This window comes from Roseibium sp. ROS1 (assembly GCF_054658215.1).
In genome coordinates this window covers 1-16,714 of sequence record NZ_BAAGIG010000013.1, presented here as the reverse complement: position 1 = coordinate 16,714, position 16,714 = coordinate 1, and the positions used below count along the sequence as shown (strand labels likewise).

Sequence of the window (16,714 nt, the reverse complement as noted above, 5' to 3'; positions counted from 1 at the left end):
GTCAGCGTCGTCTTGCCGTGGTCAACGTGGCCAATCGTGCCAATGTTAACGTGCGGCTTGTTGCGCTCAAATTTTTCTTTCGCCATCGGATTACTCCGTTTCTCTAGTTCTTCTTGACGTTAAGAGGATGGGCTCAGGCGTATTTCGCCTGAACCTCTTCGGCGACAGCCTGCGGCACCTGCTCGTAGTGATCGAACACCATCGAGTACTGTGCGCGGCCCTGAGACATGGAACGCAGGTTGTTCACGTAACCAAACATGTTGGCCAGCGGGACCATTGCGGTGATGACAGTAACGACGCCCCGGTTCTCCGTACCCGCGATCTGGCCGCGGCGGGAGTTCAGGTCACCAATCACGTCACCCATGTAGTCTTCCGGTGTGACAACCTCGACCTTCATGATCGGCTCGAGCAGTTTCGGGCCGGCCTTGGCAATACCTTCGCGGAAACCGGCACGGCCGGCGATTTCGAAGGCGAGAACCGAGGAGTCAACGTCGTGGTAGGCACCATCGATCAGGGTTGCCTTGATATCGAGCATCGGGAAGCCTGCCAGCGGACCGGAAGACATGACGCTTTCGATACCTTTGGTAACGCCCGGGATGTATTCCTTCGGAATGGACCCGCCGACGATCTTGCTTTCGAAGACGTAGCCTTCGTTCGGCTCGGCCGGCTCGATGACCAGCTTGACGCGAGCGAACTGACCGGAACCACCAGACTGCTTCTTGTGGGTGTAATCCACTTCAGAAACCTTGGTGATGGTTTCGCGGTAAGCCACCTGCGGCGCACCGATGTTGGCTTCGACCTTGAATTCGCGCTTCATGCGGTCGACGATGATGTCCAGGTGCAGCTCGCCCATGCCGGCGATGATGGTCTGACCGGATTCTTCGTCGGTTTTGACGCGGAAGGACGGATCTTCAGCAGCCAGGCGGTTGAGCGCGAGGCCCATCTTTTCCTGGTCGCCCTTGGTCTTCGGCTCGACAGCGATCTCGATGACCGGCTCCGGAAATTCCATGCGCTCCAGGATCACCGGCTTCAGCGGATCACACAGGGTGTCGCCAGTCGTGGTGTCCTTCAGGCCTGCGATAGCCACGATATCGCCTGCATAGGCTACATCGATGTCTTCGCGGGAGTTGGAGTGCATCTGCATCATCCGGCCGACGCGCTCACGCTTGTCTTTAACGGTGTTCAGCAGGGACACGCCCTTGTTCAGAACGCCGGAATAGATGCGGCAGAACGTCAGGGAACCAACAAACGGGTCGTTGGCGATCTTGAACGCCAGCAGGCCGAGCGGCTCTTCGTCGGAAGACTTGCGAATGATTTCGCTTTCGGTCTTCGGGTCGATACCCTTGATGTCCGGAACTTCAACCGGGCTCGGCAGGTAGTCGACAACTGCGTCGAGAAGCGGCTGAACGCCTTTGTTCTTGAACGCGGAACCGCAGAAGACCGGAACGAATTCGGTGCTGATCGTACCCTTGCGGATAAGCTTCTTGAGCGTCTCGATGGAGGGCTCTTCGCCTTCCAGATAAGCTTCCATGACAGCTTCGTCGACTTCGACAACAGTCTCGATCAGAGCGTCACGAGCTTCCTGAGCGCGATCTACGAGATCGGCCGGGATGTCGACAACGTCCCAGGCAGCGCCAAGGTTTTCGGACTGCCAGATCAGAGCCTTCATCTCCAGAAGGTCGATACAGCCAGCGAATTCGCTTTCAGCGCCAACCGGAAGCTGCATGACCAGCGGAGTTGCGCCGAGGCGTTCCTTGATCATCTTGACGCAGCGATCGAAATCGGCGCCCAGCTTGTCCATCTTGTTGACGAAGATCATCCGCGGGACATGATACTTGTCGGCCTGACGCCAAACAGTTTCAGTCTGCGGCTCAACGCCAGCGTTTGCATCCAGAAGGGCGACGGCACCGTCGAGCACGCGCAGGGAACGTTCAACTTCAATGGTGAAGTCAACGTGGCCCGGGGTGTCGATGATGTTCAGGCGCTTTTCTTTCCAGAAAGCGGTGGTTGCAGCAGAAGTGATCGTGATGCCACGCTCCTGCTCCTGCTCCATCCAGTCCATGGTGGCTGCGCCGTCATGAACTTCGCCGATCTTGTGGCTCTTACCAGTGTAGAAGAGGATCCGCTCAGTCGTAGTGGTCTTTCCAGCATCGATGTGAGCCATGATGCCGAAGTTGCGGTAGTCCTCGATTTTATGCGTGCGCGCCATTGCGTCAGCCCTTCGAAGTCACAAATTACCAGCGATAGTGCGAGAATGCGCGGTTGGCGTCTGCCATCCGGTGCGTGTCTTCGCGCTTCTTGACTGCGGTACCACGGTTGTTTGCTGCATCGAGCAGCTCGCCGGAAAGACGGTCAACCATCGTGGTTTCGTTACGATTGCGAGCCGCAGTGATCAGCCAGCGAATTGCCAGCGCCTGACGGCGGTCGGTACGAACCTCGACCGGGACCTGGTAGGTCGCACCACCAACACGGCGGGAGCGAACTTCCACTTGCGGCATAACGTTTTCAAGAGCAGCGTGGAACACTTCGATCGGGTTCTCGCGGGTCTTGTTTTCGACGACGTCGAAGGCACCGTAAACGATGCGCTCGGCAGTCGACTTCTTACCGTCGTACATGATGGAGTTCATGAACTTCGTTACGACGATATCCCCGAACTTCGGATCCGGGTTAATTTCGCGTTTTTCAGCGCGGTGACGACGGGACATCTGATGTGCTCCTTACTTCGGCCGCTTCGCGCCGTACTTCGAACGGCGCTGCTTACGATCCTTGACGCCCTGGGTATCAAGCACACCACGGATGATGTGGTAGCGCACACCCGGCAAGTCCTTTACGCGACCGCCGCGGATCATAACCACCGAGTGCTCCTGAAGGTTGTGACCTTCACCCGGGATGTAGCCAATGACTTCGAAGCCGTTGGTCAGGCGGATTTTGGCCACCTTACGCAGAGCCGAGTTCGGCTTCTTCGGCGTCGTCGTGTAAACGCGGGTGCAAACACCACGCTTCTGGGGGCAGGCCTCCATGGCCGGCACCTTGTTCCGCTTCGGCGGATCTTTCCGCGGCTTGCGGATCAACTGGTTGATGGTCGGCATTCTTTGCCCTTTACCTTGTCCATCCAAAAATTCGTATGCAACTGCAGTCCCCCGCTGACCTTGACCCCTCCTCGGCCTGAGCCGTGAAGACATGCAAAATCGCGCCCGCGCGCTCAATGAAGAGCGGCCGGCGCTGCGAAAAACCAGAGGACCACGAGTTACCCCGCGGTCATGCAATCGACGCGTATTCGCCTATATAACCCGGCAGCGTTTAAGAGGACTGGGTCCTGCGCCTTGGTGGCGCTGGACGGGTTCGCACTTACCGCCTGCCCTTGGGATGCGCGGAAACTACTCATATGCACCCATTGCGTCAAGTGCTTTGTCGAAAAAACAGCGTTTGTGCGGGTTACAGATCCGCCATCTGAATTTCCGACATGATTTCCGCTACTTACCAGCGCCAAACGATAGTTTTCTGCACCTTTTCGGTAATATTATTGCGCTGGCGGATTCCGCATTCCGGCGGAATTCTGAATCAACTCTAACCAGAATGACTCAAATCAGGTCAGAACGGTGGTGTTTGCCAGGTCATCGGGCAACGCAGGCCCTTGATTCATGGGACCGATTCCAGACGGACCCGCCACAAGCGCATTCCGGATTCGCCGGCCATAGCCCCTCACCCGCCGATATGCGCCTGATGCACGGCAGGTATTTGCGGGCGAATGTTCTTCCAGCCTCCTCAGGCCGTGAAAGTCACGATCGCAACGTTTCCGGCAAGCGCATCCTGGTAAGCACCTTCGTAAACCGGATCATCCGGTTCGCCATCCATCACGCCGATCTGGTCGAGCTCGGCTTCCGCAAAACCCTGAGCAGAGAGAGATTCAAGTGTCTTGCGAACCGCGTCGTCGTCATCCGGCGCTGTCAGCAGCGCGTGAATGGTGATGGCGTCATCCGGCGAAGCGTCTTCGTTTTCCCAGACCCTGCCAATGACGATGTAGACCACCGGGTCCAGTTCAAGTTCATTGTCGTTCATATCATCAGGCCTCTTTTGCCTCATTATACAAGAAAGGCCGCCCGAGGGCGGCCTTTCGACAGTTCGACGGGAAACCGATTACTCGGCTGCACCGGTCATATCTTCCAGAAGGCCTTCCGCTGCACTGTCCGAAGACTGTTGACGTTGAGCTTCCTGGATCAGGTCGTCGCGATGCGTCGCGATCTGACGGATCCGCTTCATCACCCCACCGGTACCGGCCGGGATCAGGCGGCCGACGATGACGTTCTCCTTGAGGCCGACCAACGGGTCGGTCTTGCCGTTGACAGCCGCATCGGTAAGAACGCGGGTCGTCTCCTGGAAGGAGGCGGCGGAGAAGAACGAGCGCGTCTGCAGCGATGCCTTGGTGATGCCGAGCAGAACCGGCACCCCCTTGGCAGGATCGCGTGCATTATCGATCGCCCGGCGGTTGGCTTCCTCGAAGTCGATCTTGTCGATCTGTTCGCCGGAGAAGAACTCCGTATCGCCCGGATCGGTGATCTCGACCTTCTGCAGCATCTGGCGGACAATCACTTCAATGTGCTTGTCGTTGATGGTCACGCCCTGCAGGCGGTAGACTTCCTGGATCTCGTTGACGAGGTAAGCCGCAAGGGCCTCTACGCCTTTAACTGCCAGGATGTCATGCGGAGCCGGGTTGCCGTCGAGGATGTACTCACCCTTTTCAATGGCATCGCCTTCCTGAAGATGGAAGTGCTTGCCCTTCGGGATAAGGTATTCGACGGGCTCGACACCTTCTTCCGCCGGCTCGATGATGACGCGACGCTTGTTCTTGTAATCGCGACCGAAGCGGATCGTACCATCGATTTCGGCGATGATCGCATGATCCTTCGGACGGCGAGCCTCGAACAGTTCCGCAACACGCGGCAGACCACCGGTGATGTCCTTGGTCTTGGCGCTTTCCAGCGGAATACGGGCCAGAACGTCACCAGCCTTGACCGAAGCTCCCGGCTGAACGGACAGAACCGCGTCAACGGAAAGCATCAGACGGGCATCAGAGCCACGATCGGTCTTGGAAATGCTGCCTTTTTCGTCCTTGACGACGATAGCCGGCTTGAGATCCTGACCACGCTGCGAAGAACGCCAGTCAATGACGACACGCTTGGTGATACCGGTCGCTTCGTCGGCCGTTTCCTGAACGGACGCACCATCGACCAGATCCTCGAAGTCCACGATACCATCGACTTCAGCAAGCATCGGACGGGTATATGGATCCCATTCGGCAATCCGCTGACCGCGCTTGACCGCATCGCCTTCATCGACATGCAGCTTGGAACCGTAGGCCACACGATGCACGGCACGCTCGTTGCCGTCGCTGTCGATGACAACGATGGACATGTTGCGAACCATGGCAATCAGGTTGCCGTCGCTGTCGCGATTGACCGAACGGTTCCGGATCTTGATCGTGCCGTCGACGTTGGATTCGATGAACGAGCTGTCGACAACCTGTGCGGTACCACCAATGTGGAAGGTACGCATGGTCAGCTGCGTGCCAGGCTCACCGATCGACTGTGCGGCGATGACGCCGACAGCTTCACCCATGTTCACGGGCGTACCGCGAGCAAGGTCACGACCATAACAGGTCGCGCAGACGCCGGTTTCGGTTTCACAGGTAAGAACCGAGCGGATCTTGATCTGCTGAACCTTGGCAGCCTCGATAGCATCAACATCCTTCTCGTCGATCAGCGTGCCCTTGGGGACAAGCAGTTCGCCGGTCTGGTTGTTGTAGACATCTTCCGCAGTCGTACGGCCCAGAACGCGCATGCCGAGCGAAGCGATGACGTTACCGGCATCGACGATCGGAGCAACGGTGATGCCGCGCGTGGATCCGCAATCCGGTTCCAGGATGATGGAATCCTGGGCGACGTCCACCAGACGGCGGGTCAGGTAACCGGAGTTTGCGGTCTTCAGAGCGGTATCGGCCAGACCCTTACGGGCACCGTGGGTGGAGTTGAAGTACTCCAGAACCGACAGGCCTTCCTTGAAGTTCGAGATGATCGGGTTCTCGATGATGGAACCGTCCGGCTTGGCCATCAGGCCACGCATGCCGGCCAGCTGCTTCATCTGCTGGGGCGAACCACGAGCACCGGAGTGCGACATCATGTAGACCGAGTTCATCGGCTTCTGACGACCGGTTTCCTCATCGATCTGGACCGCCTTGATGCGGGCCATCATCTCGTCAGCAATCTTGTCGGTACATTTCGCCCAGGCATCGACAACCTTGTTGTACTTTTCGCCCTGGGTGATCAGACCGTCGTTGTACTGCTGCTCGTATTCGGTCGCGAGCGACGAGGTTTCGGCCACCAGCTTGTGCTTGGTGTCCGGGATGACCATGTCGTCCATGCCGAAGGAGATGCCGGCGTTACAGGCGTTCTTGAAGCCAAGCTGCATGATCCGGTCACAGAAGATAACCGTCTCCTTCTGACCGCAGGCACGGTAAACCGTGTCGATCATCTTGGAGATGTCCTTCTTGGTCATCAGCTTGTTGCAGACCTCGAACGGCACTTCGTGGTGCTTCGGCAGAAGCTCCGCGATAAGCATGCGGCCCGGAGTGGTCTCGATGATTTCGGAAGTCGGATTGCCTTCCGCATCGATGGACCGATACCGGCCCTTCACCTTGGTGTGCAGCGTGATGACCTTGTTGGCCAGCGCATGGTGGATCTCACCAGTGTTGCCGAAGACCATGCCTTCGCCCGGCTCACCTTCTGCCATGATGGACAGATAGTAGAGACCCAGAACGATATCCTGCGAAGGAACGATGATCGGGCCACCGTTTGCCGGATGCAGAATGTTGTTGGTCGACATCATCAGCGTACGCGCTTCGAGCTGGGCTTCCAGCGAAAGCGGCACGTGAACAGCCATCTGGTCACCGTCGAAGTCGGCGTTGAAGGCCGAGCAGACGAGCGGATGCAGCTGGATGGCCTTGCCTTCGATCAGCGTCGGTTCGAAGGCCTGGATACCAAGACGGTGCAGCGTCGGCGCGCGGTTCAGGAGAACCGGGTGCTCACGGATGACTTCGTCGAGGATGTCCCAGACTTCCGGACGTTCCTTTTCAACCAGCTTCTTGGCCTGCTTGACGGTCGAGGAGAAACCCTTGGCGTCGAGACGCGAATAGATGAACGGCTTGAACAGCTCAAGCGCCATCTTCTTCGGCAGACCGCACTGGTGCAGCTTCAGTTCCGGACCCACGGTAATAACCGAACGGCCGGAATAGTCGACGCGCTTGCCGAGCAGGTTCTGACGGAACCGGCCCTGCTTGCCCTTCAGCATGTCGGACAGTGACTTCAGCGGACGCTTGTTGGCGCCGGTGATGACGCGGCCGCGGCGGCCGTTGTCGAACAGGGCGTCAACGGACTCCTGAAGCATACGCTTTTCGTTCCGGATGATGATATCCGGAGCACGCAGTTCCATCAGGCGGCGCAGACGGTTGTTACGGTTGATCACGCGGCGGTAGAGATCGTTCAGATCGGACGTCGCGAAACGGCCACCGTCAAGCGGTACCAGCGGGCGCAGATCCGGCGGGATAACCGGAACCACGGTCATGATCATCCACTCCGGGCGGTTGCCCGATTCCATGAATGCTTCGATAACCTTCAGGCGCTTGGCTAGCTTCTTCGGCTTCAGTTCAGTGGTCGCCTCGGCGATCTCCTGACGCAGCTTTTCGCTCTCGCGTTCCAGATCCATGCTCATCAGGATCTCGCGGATCGCCTCGGCACCGATCATGGCGGTGAAGGCATCTTCGCCATACTCGTCCTGAGCGGCGATGAAGTCTTCTTCCGACAGAAGCTGGTGCTGCTTGAGCGGGGTCAGGCCCGGCTCGAGAACAACGTAGTTCTCGAAATACAGAACGCGTTCCAGGTCCTTCAGCGTCATGTCGAGCAGAAGGCCGATACGGCTCGGCAGGGACTTCAGGAACCAGATGTGCGCAACAGGCGCAGCCAGTTCGATGTGGCCCATGCGTTCACGGCGAACCCGCGACAGGGTGACTTCAACGCCACACTTTTCGCAGATAACGCCTTTGTATTTCATGCGCTTGTATTTGCCGCAAAGACATTCGTAGTCCTTGATCGGGCCAAAGATACGCGCGCAGAACAGACCGTCGCGCTCAGGCTTGAACGTACGGTAGTTGATGGTCTCCGGCTTTTTGATTTCGCCGAAAGACCAGGACAAGATCTTTTCCGGGCTCGCAAGCGAAATCCGGATATTGTCGAAGGTCTGTGCGGGAGCCTGCTGATTGAACAGGTTCATGACCTCATGATTCATGATCCATCTCCTTCGATGCGCGGTGGGGGAGCGAGCTCTTGCGCCCCTCCCCGCAACCGGCATTCCAAGTCATTTGTGGTCCGTAGGCGGGGTTATTCTGCGGCGTCCGCAGTTTCTTCCTCGCCGATCACGGGGACATCGGTTCGTTGCAGTTCAACGTTGAGACCCAGGGACCGCATTTCCTTCACAAGCACGTTGAAGCTTTCCGGAATGCCTGCCTCGAAGGTGTCGTCGCCACGAACGATGGCCTCATAGACCTTCGTACGGCCGGCAACGTCATCCGACTTGACGGTGAGCATTTCCTGCAGCGTGTAGGCTGCACCGTAAGCTTCAAGCGCCCAGACCTCCATTTCCCCGAAGCGCTGGCCACCGAACTGTGCCTTACCACCGAGCGGCTGCTGGGTGACGAGCGAGTACGGGCCAATGGAACGGGCATGGATCTTGTCGTCGACAAGGTGGTGGAGCTTCAGCATGTAGATGTAGCCCACGGTTACCTTGCGGTCGAACTCTTCACCGGTCCGGCCATCGTACAGAACGGACTGGCCGCTCGGGTCGTAGCCGGCAATGTTGAGCGCCTCGACGACATCGGGTTCACGAGCACCGTCGAAGACCGGCGTCGCGATGCTGACGCCTTTCTTCAGCTGCTCCGCCAGGCGTACGATACCTTCGTCATCGTATTCCTTGACGTTGTCGCCCTTCATGTTGTCGCCGTAGATCTCGACAATCTTGCCGCGCAATTCGCCGATCTCGCCTGACTTCCTGTACTCGTCGTACATTTCGCCGATCCGGTTACCCATGCCGCGGCAGGCCCAACCCAGGTGGGTTTCAAGGATCTGACCGACGTTCATGCGCGACGGAACGCCGAGCGGGTTCAGCACGATATCGACATGCGTGCCGTCTTCAAGGAACGGCATGTCTTCGCACGGGTTGATCTTGGAGACCACGCCCTTGTTGCCGTGACGGCCGGCCATCTTGTCGCCCGGCTGAAGCTTGCGCTTCACGGCAACGAAGACCTTGACCATCTTCATGACGCCCGGCGGCAGTTCGTCACCGCGCTGCAGTTTCTCGACCTTGTCGATGAAACGCTGCTCGAGACGCTTGCGGCTGTCGTCATACTGACCACGCAGAGCTTCGATTTCGGACATGAACTTCTCGTCGTCGGTGGCAAACTGCCACCACTGCGAGCGCGGGAAGTCGTTGAGAACGTCCCCGGTCAGTACGGTGTCCTTCTTGGAGCCCTTCGGGCCGGCAATGGCGGTCTTGTCCATCAGCATCTCGGCCAGACGGCCATAGACGTTGCGGTCGAGGATCGCCTGTTCGTCGTCGCGGTCCTTTGCGAGACGCTCGATTTCCTCACGCTCGATCGCCATCGCGCGCTCGTCTTTTTCAACGCCGTGGCGGTTGAAGACGCGCACTTCGACAACGGTACCGGAAACCCCCGGCGGCAGGCGCAGGGAAGTATCGCGAACGTCGGATGCCTTTTCACCGAAGATGGCGCGCAGAAGCTTTTCTTCCGGCGTCATCGGGCTTTCGCCCTTCGGAGTGATCTTGCCGACCAGGATGTCGCCCGGGTTCAGCTCGGCACCGATGTAGACGATACCGGCTTCGTCTAGGTTCTTCAGCGCTTCTTCCGAAACATTCGGAATGTCGCGGGTGATTTCTTCCGGCCCAAGCTTGGTGTCACGCGCCATCACTTCGAATTCTTCGAGGTGGATGGAGGTGAACACGTCATCGGAGACGATGCGTTCGGACAGGAGGATGGAATCCTCGAAGTTGTAGCCGTTCCACGGCATGAACGCGACGAGCACGTTCCGGCCGAGCGCCAGATCACCGAGATCGGTCGAAGGACCGTCGGCAATGATGTCGCCCTTGTGGATCCGGTCACCGACACGCACCAGCGGACGCTGGTTGATGCAGGTGTTCTGGTTGGACCGCTGGAACTTCTGCAGCCGGTAGATATCGACGCCGGACTTGCCCGGATCGAGGTCTTCGGTCGCACGGATAACGATACGGGTCGCATCCACCTGGTCGACAACGCCAGCGCGGCGGGCACCGATGGCAGCACCGGAATCGCGTGCCACGATCGGCTCCATGCCTGTACCGACAAACGGTGCTTCGGCACGAACCAGCGGAACGGCCTGACGCTGCATGTTCGAGCCCATCAGTGCGCGGTTGGCGTCATCGTTCTCAAGGAACGGAATGAGCGCGGCCGCGACGGACACGAGCTGTTTCGGCGAAACGTCCATGAGGTCGACCTTGTCGGACGGAACCATCATGTTTTCACCGGCGTGACGGCAGGTGATCAGCTCTTCGGTGAACCGGCCCTCGTCGTCGTAGACGGCGTTGGACTGGGCCACGTAGTGCTTGGCTTCTTCCATGGCGGAAAGATAAACGACTTCGTTGGTAACGGCGCCGTCTTTCACTTTCCGGTACGGGCTTTCGATGAAGCCGTACTTGTTCACACGGGCAAAGGTTGCCAGCGAGTTGATCAGACCGATGTTCGGGCCTTCCGGCGTTTCAATCGGGCAGATACGGCCGTAGTGCGTCGGGTGAACGTCGCGGACTTCGAAGCCTGCGCGTTCGCGGGTCAGACCGCCCGGGCCAAGTGCCGACAGGCGGCGCTTGTGGGTGACTTCCGACAGCGGGTTGGTCTGGTCCATGAACTGCGACAGCTGCGAGGAGCCGAAGAATTCACGAACGGCAGCAGCAGCCGGCTTCGCGTTGATCAGGTCCTGAGGCATGACCGTGTCGATTTCGACAGAGCTCATGCGTTCCTTGATCGCACGTTCCATGCGCAGCAGACCGACGCGGTACTGATTTTCCATCAGCTCGCCGACAGAACGAACACGGCGGTTGCCGAGGTTGTCGATGTCGTCGATTTCGCCCTTGCCATCGCGCAGTTCAAGAAGAACCCGGATGACTTCCAGGATGTCGTCCTTGCGCAGCGTGCGAACGGTGTCGGCACACTCCACGTCGAGACGCATGTTCATCTTCACGCGGCCAACGGCGGACAGGTCATAGCGCTCTTCGTCGAAGAACAGCGACTGGAACATCGCCTCGGCAGTGTCGATGGTGGGCGGCTCGCCCGGACGCATCACGCGGTAGATGTCAAACAGAGCATCTTCACGAGACTCGTTCTTGTCGACCGACAGGGTGTTGCGGATGTACGGACCGGTGTTGACATGATCGATGTCGAGCATCGGCAGCTCGTGGTAACCACGATCGACCAGTTCTTCCAGCAGCTTGCCGGAAATCTCGTCGCCTGCTTCAGCGTAGATTTCACCGCTCTTCATGTCGACGATGTCTTCAGCCAGGTACTGGCCATGAAGGTCTTCGTCGGTCACTTTCAAGGCGGTGACGCCTTTTTCCTCAAGCTGCTTGATGGTGCGCTGAGTGATCTTCCGGCCACCCTCGATCACCACTTCGCCGCTGTCAGCGTCGATCAGGTCGTAGGACGCCTTGGTGCCCTTCAGACGGTTGCCGTCAAACGGCATGCGCCAGGAGCCGTCCTTCTGACGGGTGTAATCGATACGCTTGTAGAACGTGTTGAGGATTTCCTCACCATCGAGGCCAAGCGCCATCAGCAGGGACGTAACCGGGATCTTGCGGCGACGGTCGATGCGCGCATGCACGATGTCCTTGGCGTCGAATTCGATATCGAGCCAGGAACCGCGATACGGGATCACGCGTGCTGCGAACAGCAACTTGCCGGAAGAATGGGTCTTGCCCTTGTCATGGTCGAAGAACACACCCGGAGAACGGTGCATCTGGGAAACGATGACGCGCTCGGTGCCGTTGACGATGAAAGTGCCGTTGTCGGTCATGAACGGCATGTCGCCCATGTAGACATCTTGTTCCTTGATGTCTTTCACGGACTTCGCGCCGGTGTCTTCATCGACATCGAACACGATCAGGCGCAGGGTAACCTTCAGCGGAGCCGCAAAGGTCATGTCGCGCTGGCGGCACTCATCGACGTCGTATTTGGGAGCTTCAAATTCGAAGGAAACAAATTCCAGAAGGGAAGTGCCCGCAAAATCGGAGATCGGAAATACGGACTGGAAGACCGCTTCAAGGCCTTCATTCTTGCGGCCACCGCCCGGCATCTCGTCGACCTGCAGAAACTGGTCGTAGGATGCTTTTTGAACCTCGATGAGATTAGGCATAGCCGCGACATCGCGGATCGATCCGAAATATTTACGGACCTTTTTGCGACCGTTGAACGTTTGGGTCATTGTCGCTCCTCGTATCGGCCGGGTAACGGCTTCCCGAAACGCCCCTTTTCCAATCGGGCGAGCGCCCGGGCGCTTCGGAAAACCGTCCCCCCTGGATCAACCTGCTTCAGGTGCCCTCACCTGAAACCAGACAAGTTGACCGGTCTTAGGGGCCTAGAACATCTTCATCTGCCGTCTTGCGAATGCAGGATGCCCTAGTGGTACGTTTGCCCCGGAAACGGGAAAATCCCGCCGGGGCTAGGTACGGTCCCGGTTGCCCGGGACCGTTCAAAAGGCCGGTAGGCCTTTATTATTTCAGCTCGACAGATGCGCCAGCTTCTTCGAGCTTCTTCTTCAGCTCTTCTGCTTCGTCTTTGCCAACGCCTTCCTTGACCGGCTTCGGAGCGCCTTCGACGAGCTCCTTAGCTTCTTTCAGGCCAAGACCGGTGATTGCGCGGACTTCCTTGATGACGTTGATTTTCTTGTCGCCGGCAGAAGCCAGGATAACGTCAAATTCGGTCTTTTCTTCAGCAGCAGCTGCATCGCCGCCACCAGCAGCAACAGCAGCAACTGCGACCGGAGCAGCAGCAGAAACGCCCCACTTTTCTTCCAGAAGCTTGCTGAGTTCAGCAGCTTCCATAACGGTCAGTGCGGACAGTTCTTCAACGAGCTTTTCAAGATCAGCCATTTTTCAGTACCTTAAGTTCGAACCAGTTTTGGTTACGTGAGACAGTGTGTTTTGGACGCCTTATGCGGCCTCGTCCTTCTTGGCGTAAGCGCCGAAGACGCGGGCAAGCTGCCCGGCCGGAGCGTTGACAACCTGTGCAATCCGGGAAGCCGGGGTCTGGATCATGCCAACCAGTTTCGCACGCAGCTCATCGAGCGACGGCATGGTTGCCAGAGACTTGACCCCATCCGGGTTCAGGTTGGTCGAGCCAAGAGCACCACCAAGGATCGCAAACTTTTCGTTTGCCTTGGCGAAATCGACGGCTGCTTTCGGAGCGGCTACCGGATCGTCGGAATGGACGATAACGGTCGGGCCCTGAAACAGGTCGGAGATGTGCTCAAGGTCGGTGCCTTGAAGGGCGAGTTTGACAAGGCGGTTTTTTGCGACTTTTACAGTGCCGCCGGCTTCGCGCACGGATGCCCGCAGTGCGGTCATCTGAGCTACCGAAAGGCCTGCATAGTGCGCGACGACGACAACACCGGTGTTACCCAGCTCGGCGTTGAGGGCCGACACGAACTCGTGCTTTTCCGCTCTTTCCACTTGCCTTCTCCATTTGGCGGCTGTGACGCCGCCGGTTTACCTTGCCGCCTGGCAGATGGTCCCGAACCCGGTAACCGCCTGTCCTGGCGACGCTCAGGGTCCTGTCCCCTCACCTTCGCGCCAGAAGCGCTCGGCAAGGTCTGGTTCGAACCAGGTTTTCCACCGGATCGGTGGGAAATTCGGTTCTCACCCATCTATGCAGGCCTTGTTCGGCTTAAGCCGGTTTCCCGGCACCTGCAGTCTCGGACAGGGCAACCCGGCAGCAAGCCGCCGGGTCTATTCGGCCTTTCGGCCGAAATCTCGTATCAATCCGGAAAGACCGGATTATTCGCCAGCAACGGTGGCGAGATCGACCTTCACGCCCGGGCCCATCGTGGAGGACACGGCGATGCGCTTCAGGTAGGTGCCTTTTGCGCCAGTCGGCTTGGCTTTCTGAACGGCGTCCAGCAGAGCCTTGACGTTCTGGGTGATCGCTTCTTCAGAGAAGGACACCTTGCCAACGCCAGCATGAACGATACCAGCCTTTTCAACGCGGAACTGAACAGCGCCGCCCTTGGCGTCGTTGACGGCGGACTTGACGTCCGGGGTCACGGTACCAACCTTCGGGTTCGGCATCAGGCCGCGCGGGCCGAGAACCTTACCGAGACGACCGACGAGCGGCATCATGTCCGGAGTTGCAATGCAGCGATCGAAGTCGATCTTGCCGCCCTGAACTTCCTGAACCAGCTCTTCTGCACCGACGATATCGGCGCCAGCAGCCTTGGCTTCTTCGGCCTTGTCGCCGCGAGCAAACACAGCAACGCGAACGGTCTTGCCGGTGCCGTTCGGCAGGATGCACACGCCGCGGACCATCTGGTCTGCGTGACGCGGATCAACGCCGAGATTGATCGCAACTTCAACGGTTTCGTCGAACTTGGTCTTGGAACGGTCCTTCACGAGGCCGATGGCTTCGTTCAGGGAATACAGCTTGTTGCGGTCGATACCTTCACGAGCTGCCTGGATGCGCTTTCCAACCTTCGCCATGATCTTACTCCGTTACCTCGAGGCCCATGGAGCGGGCGGAGCCTTCGACCATCAGCATAGCTGCGTCGATGTCGTTGGCGTTCAGGTCCTTCATCTTGGCTTCGGCGATTTCCTTCACCTGCGCCTTGGTCACAGAACCAACCGTGCCACGGCCCGGGGTCTGGGAGCCCTTCTGCAGCTTGGCAGCTTTCTTCAGGAAGAAGCTGACCGGAGCCGTCTTCACTTCGAACGTGAAGGACTTGTCGGAGTAGTAGGTGATCACGGTCGGGCACGGTGCGCCCTTTTCAGCATCCTGCGTAGCGGCGTTGAAAGCCTTGCAGAATTCCATGATGTTCAGACCACGCTGACCGAGCGCCGGACCAATGGGCGGCGACGGAGTAGCGGAACCTGCCGGCACCTGAAGCTTCAGGAAACCTTCGATTTTTTTCGCCATGTTTCTCTCCAGTCATTAACAGCTGAATGGCTCTTCAGCTGATTGGGAGTTGGTGGTTCGGCCCTGTTGGAACCCGGCGAAGAGTTCCGGAACCTTCCACCCTTTCATCCCGGATGCCGCATCCTTGTGGACACTGCGACCGGGCTCTCAAGCCACCCCTCGGGGCAGCAAACGATCAGAGCTTGTCGACCTGACCGAATTCCAATTCCACCGGCGTTGCACGGCCGAAGATGGACACGGCCACCTTCAAACGCGCACGCTCGTCGTCCACTTCCTCGACAAGGCCGGAGAAGGACGCGAACGGACCGTCGGAAACACGCACCTGCTCGCCAACCTCGAAAGTCACGGACGGCTTCGGCCGGTCCACGCCTTCCTGCACTTGGTTGATGATGCGCATTGCTTCTTTTTCCGGGATCGGCATCGGCTTCTGATCCGCGCCCAGGAACCCGGTTACCTTCGGAGTATCCTTGATGAGGTGGAAAGCCTCGTTGGTCATTTCCATCTTCACCAGAACGTAGCCCGGGAAGAACTTGCGCTCCGCATCGACCTTGCGGCCACGGCGCACTTCAACGACCTTTTCCATCGGAACGAGAATCTCTTCGAACAGGTCTGACAGACCCTTCTGCTCGGCCTTTTCGCGGATGGACTCGGCGACCTTCTTCTCGAAATTGGAGTAGGCGTGCACAATGTACCAGCGCTTGGCCATGGATCTCAGTTCCGTTTCTTGTTCTTTGTCTTCAAACCGGACAGTCGCCCGGGCGGCTGACTGAAATTAGCCGCCGACACCCAGAAGATAGCCGATCCCGAAGCCCATCAACTGATCTGCCACGAGAAAAAAGATCGCCGCGATCACAACCATGATGAAAACCATGACAGTGGTCACTGCTGTTTCTTTGCGCGTCGGCCAAGTTACCTTGGACGTTTCCGCGCGTACTTCCTGGATGAATTTAAAGGGATTGGTCTTCGCCATTCCGATTCCGGTCTGTTAAATACGAGTGGGCGCGCGAAAAACTTCGCGCGCCTCACTCGAGGAAACTCTTTAAGCCCTCGAGGCAGATTAATCAAGAGCAAATTGGCAGGGGCAGCAGGGTTCGAACCCGCGACCTACGGTTTTGGAGACCGTCGCTCTACCAGCTGAGCTATACCCCTTCAGAAGTCCGCCTAGGCGAACTTGCTCCTGATACCCTCTGAAGCCGCACATCGCAAGACTTAAGAGGCGGGACTGCCAGGCACAAGGCCCGGCAGCCCGAAATCATCTTATTCGATGATGGATGCGACGACGCCAGCGCCGACGGTACGGCCACCTTCGCGGATAGCGAAGCGCAGGCCCTCTTCCATGGCGATCGGCACGATCAGCTCAACCTCAACGGAGACGTTGTCGCCCGGCATCACCATTTCCGTGCCTTCCGGCAGGGACACCACACCGGTCACGTCCGTCGTACG

14 protein-coding genes and 1 tRNA gene are annotated in these 16,714 nt (G+C 58.3%); all 15 read right to left on the bottom strand.

Going from position 1 to position 16,714, the window contains the following annotated elements:
- Nucleotides 1–86: GTP-binding protein (locus ACYQ6M_RS29885; protein WP_207643364.1), on the bottom strand; the 86-nt coding region annotated here is incomplete at its 3' end.
- A gap of 47 nt (nt 87–133) precedes the next feature.
- The gene (fusA, locus tag ACYQ6M_RS29880) at nt 134–2,209 is read right to left on the bottom strand and encodes an elongation factor G (protein ID WP_055654719.1); all 2,076 of its coding nucleotides are present in this window, start codon (nt 2,207–2,209) and stop codon (nt 134–136) included.
- A 25-nt stretch (nt 2,210–2,234) separates the two neighbouring features.
- Entirely contained in the window at nt 2,235–2,705 is a 471-nt protein-coding gene (rpsG, locus tag ACYQ6M_RS29875; protein ID WP_023001588.1) for a 30S ribosomal protein S7, read from the bottom strand.
- 12 nt (nt 2,706–2,717) lie between these two features.
- The gene (gene rpsL / locus ACYQ6M_RS29870; protein WP_006936459.1) at nt 2,718–3,089 is read right to left on the bottom strand and encodes a 30S ribosomal protein S12; all 372 of its coding nucleotides are present in this window, start codon (nt 3,087–3,089) and stop codon (nt 2,718–2,720) included.
- A 676-nt stretch (nt 3,090–3,765) separates the two neighbouring features.
- Nucleotides 3,766–4,059, bottom strand: coding sequence for a hypothetical protein (locus ACYQ6M_RS29865; RefSeq protein ID WP_023001587.1), 294 nt, complete (start codon nt 4,057–4,059; stop codon nt 3,766–3,768).
- A gap of 78 nt (nt 4,060–4,137) precedes the next feature.
- Nucleotides 4,138–8,337, bottom strand: coding sequence for a DNA-directed RNA polymerase subunit beta' (gene rpoC / locus ACYQ6M_RS29860; protein WP_055654721.1), 4,200 nt, complete (start codon nt 8,335–8,337; stop codon nt 4,138–4,140).
- A 92-nt stretch (nt 8,338–8,429) separates the two neighbouring features.
- Nucleotides 8,430–12,569, bottom strand: coding sequence for a DNA-directed RNA polymerase subunit beta (rpoB, locus tag ACYQ6M_RS29855; RefSeq protein ID WP_031269576.1), 4,140 nt, complete (start codon nt 12,567–12,569; stop codon nt 8,430–8,432).
- A gap of 289 nt (nt 12,570–12,858) precedes the next feature.
- Entirely contained in the window at nt 12,859–13,236 is a 378-nt protein-coding gene (gene rplL, locus ACYQ6M_RS29850; protein ID WP_023001584.1) for a 50S ribosomal protein L7/L12, read from the bottom strand.
- 60 nt (nt 13,237–13,296) lie between these two features.
- Nucleotides 13,297–13,815, bottom strand: a complete 519-nt coding sequence (gene rplJ / locus ACYQ6M_RS29845; RefSeq protein ID WP_023001583.1) for a 50S ribosomal protein L10 — start codon at nt 13,813–13,815, stop codon at nt 13,297–13,299.
- A gap of 324 nt (nt 13,816–14,139) precedes the next feature.
- Nucleotides 14,140–14,838 (bottom strand): 50S ribosomal protein L1, encoded by a 699-nt coding sequence (rplA, locus tag ACYQ6M_RS29840; RefSeq protein WP_055654723.1) that lies wholly within the window; start codon nt 14,836–14,838, stop codon nt 14,140–14,142.
- Nucleotides 14,839–14,842: 4 nt separating this feature from the next.
- Nucleotides 14,843–15,271, bottom strand: coding sequence for a 50S ribosomal protein L11 (gene rplK / locus ACYQ6M_RS29835; protein WP_023001581.1), 429 nt, complete (start codon nt 15,269–15,271; stop codon nt 14,843–14,845).
- 175 nt (nt 15,272–15,446) lie between these two features.
- A complete protein-coding gene (gene nusG, locus ACYQ6M_RS29830; RefSeq protein ID WP_006936469.1) occupies nt 15,447–15,977 on the bottom strand; it encodes a transcription termination/antitermination protein NusG in 531 nt (176 codons plus the stop codon).
- Nucleotides 15,978–16,043: 66 nt separating this feature from the next.
- Complete coding sequence (gene secE, locus ACYQ6M_RS29825; protein ID WP_006936470.1) at nt 16,044–16,241, bottom strand: preprotein translocase subunit SecE; 198 nt, start codon at nt 16,239–16,241, stop codon at nt 16,044–16,046.
- A gap of 103 nt (nt 16,242–16,344) precedes the next feature.
- A tRNA-Trp gene (locus ACYQ6M_RS29820) sits at nt 16,345–16,420 on the bottom strand.
- A gap of 108 nt (nt 16,421–16,528) precedes the next feature.
- A partial coding sequence (locus ACYQ6M_RS29815) for an EF-Tu C-terminal domain-related protein (RefSeq protein ID WP_460077549.1) occupies nt 16,529–16,714 on the bottom strand: 186 nt, incomplete at its 5' end.

Excerpts from the sequence above, each read along its gene's own strand:
- ACYQ6M_RS29865 (WP_023001587.1), bottom strand. The coding sequence starts at position 4,059 with ATGAACGACAATGAACTTGAACTGGACCCGGTGGTCTACATCGTCATT.
- secE (WP_006936470.1), bottom strand. The coding sequence starts at position 16,241 with ATGGCGAAGACCAATCCCTTTAAATTCATCCAGGAAGTACGCGCGGAA.
- rpoC (WP_055654721.1), bottom strand. The coding sequence starts at position 8,337 with ATGAATCATGAGGTCATGAACCTGTTCAATCAGCAGGCTCCCGCACAG.
- fusA (WP_055654719.1), bottom strand. The coding sequence starts at position 2,209 with ATGGCGCGCACGCATAAAATCGAGGACTACCGCAACTTCGGCATCATG.
- rpsG (WP_023001588.1), bottom strand. The coding sequence starts at position 2,705 with ATGTCCCGTCGTCACCGCGCTGAAAAACGCGAAATTAACCCGGATCCG.
- rplL (WP_023001584.1), bottom strand. The coding sequence starts at position 13,236 with ATGGCTGATCTTGAAAAGCTCGTTGAAGAACTGTCCGCACTGACCGTT.
- rplK (WP_023001581.1), bottom strand. The coding sequence starts at position 15,271 with ATGGCGAAAAAAATCGAAGGTTTCCTGAAGCTTCAGGTGCCGGCAGGT.
- rpsL (WP_006936459.1), bottom strand. The coding sequence starts at position 3,089 with ATGCCGACCATCAACCAGTTGATCCGCAAGCCGCGGAAAGATCCGCCG.
- nusG (WP_006936469.1), bottom strand. The coding sequence starts at position 15,977 with ATGGCCAAGCGCTGGTACATTGTGCACGCCTACTCCAATTTCGAGAAG.
- rplA (WP_055654723.1), bottom strand. The coding sequence starts at position 14,838 with ATGGCGAAGGTTGGAAAGCGCATCCAGGCAGCTCGTGAAGGTATCGAC.
- rpoB (WP_031269576.1), bottom strand. The coding sequence starts at position 12,569 with ATGACCCAAACGTTCAACGGTCGCAAAAAGGTCCGTAAATATTTCGGA.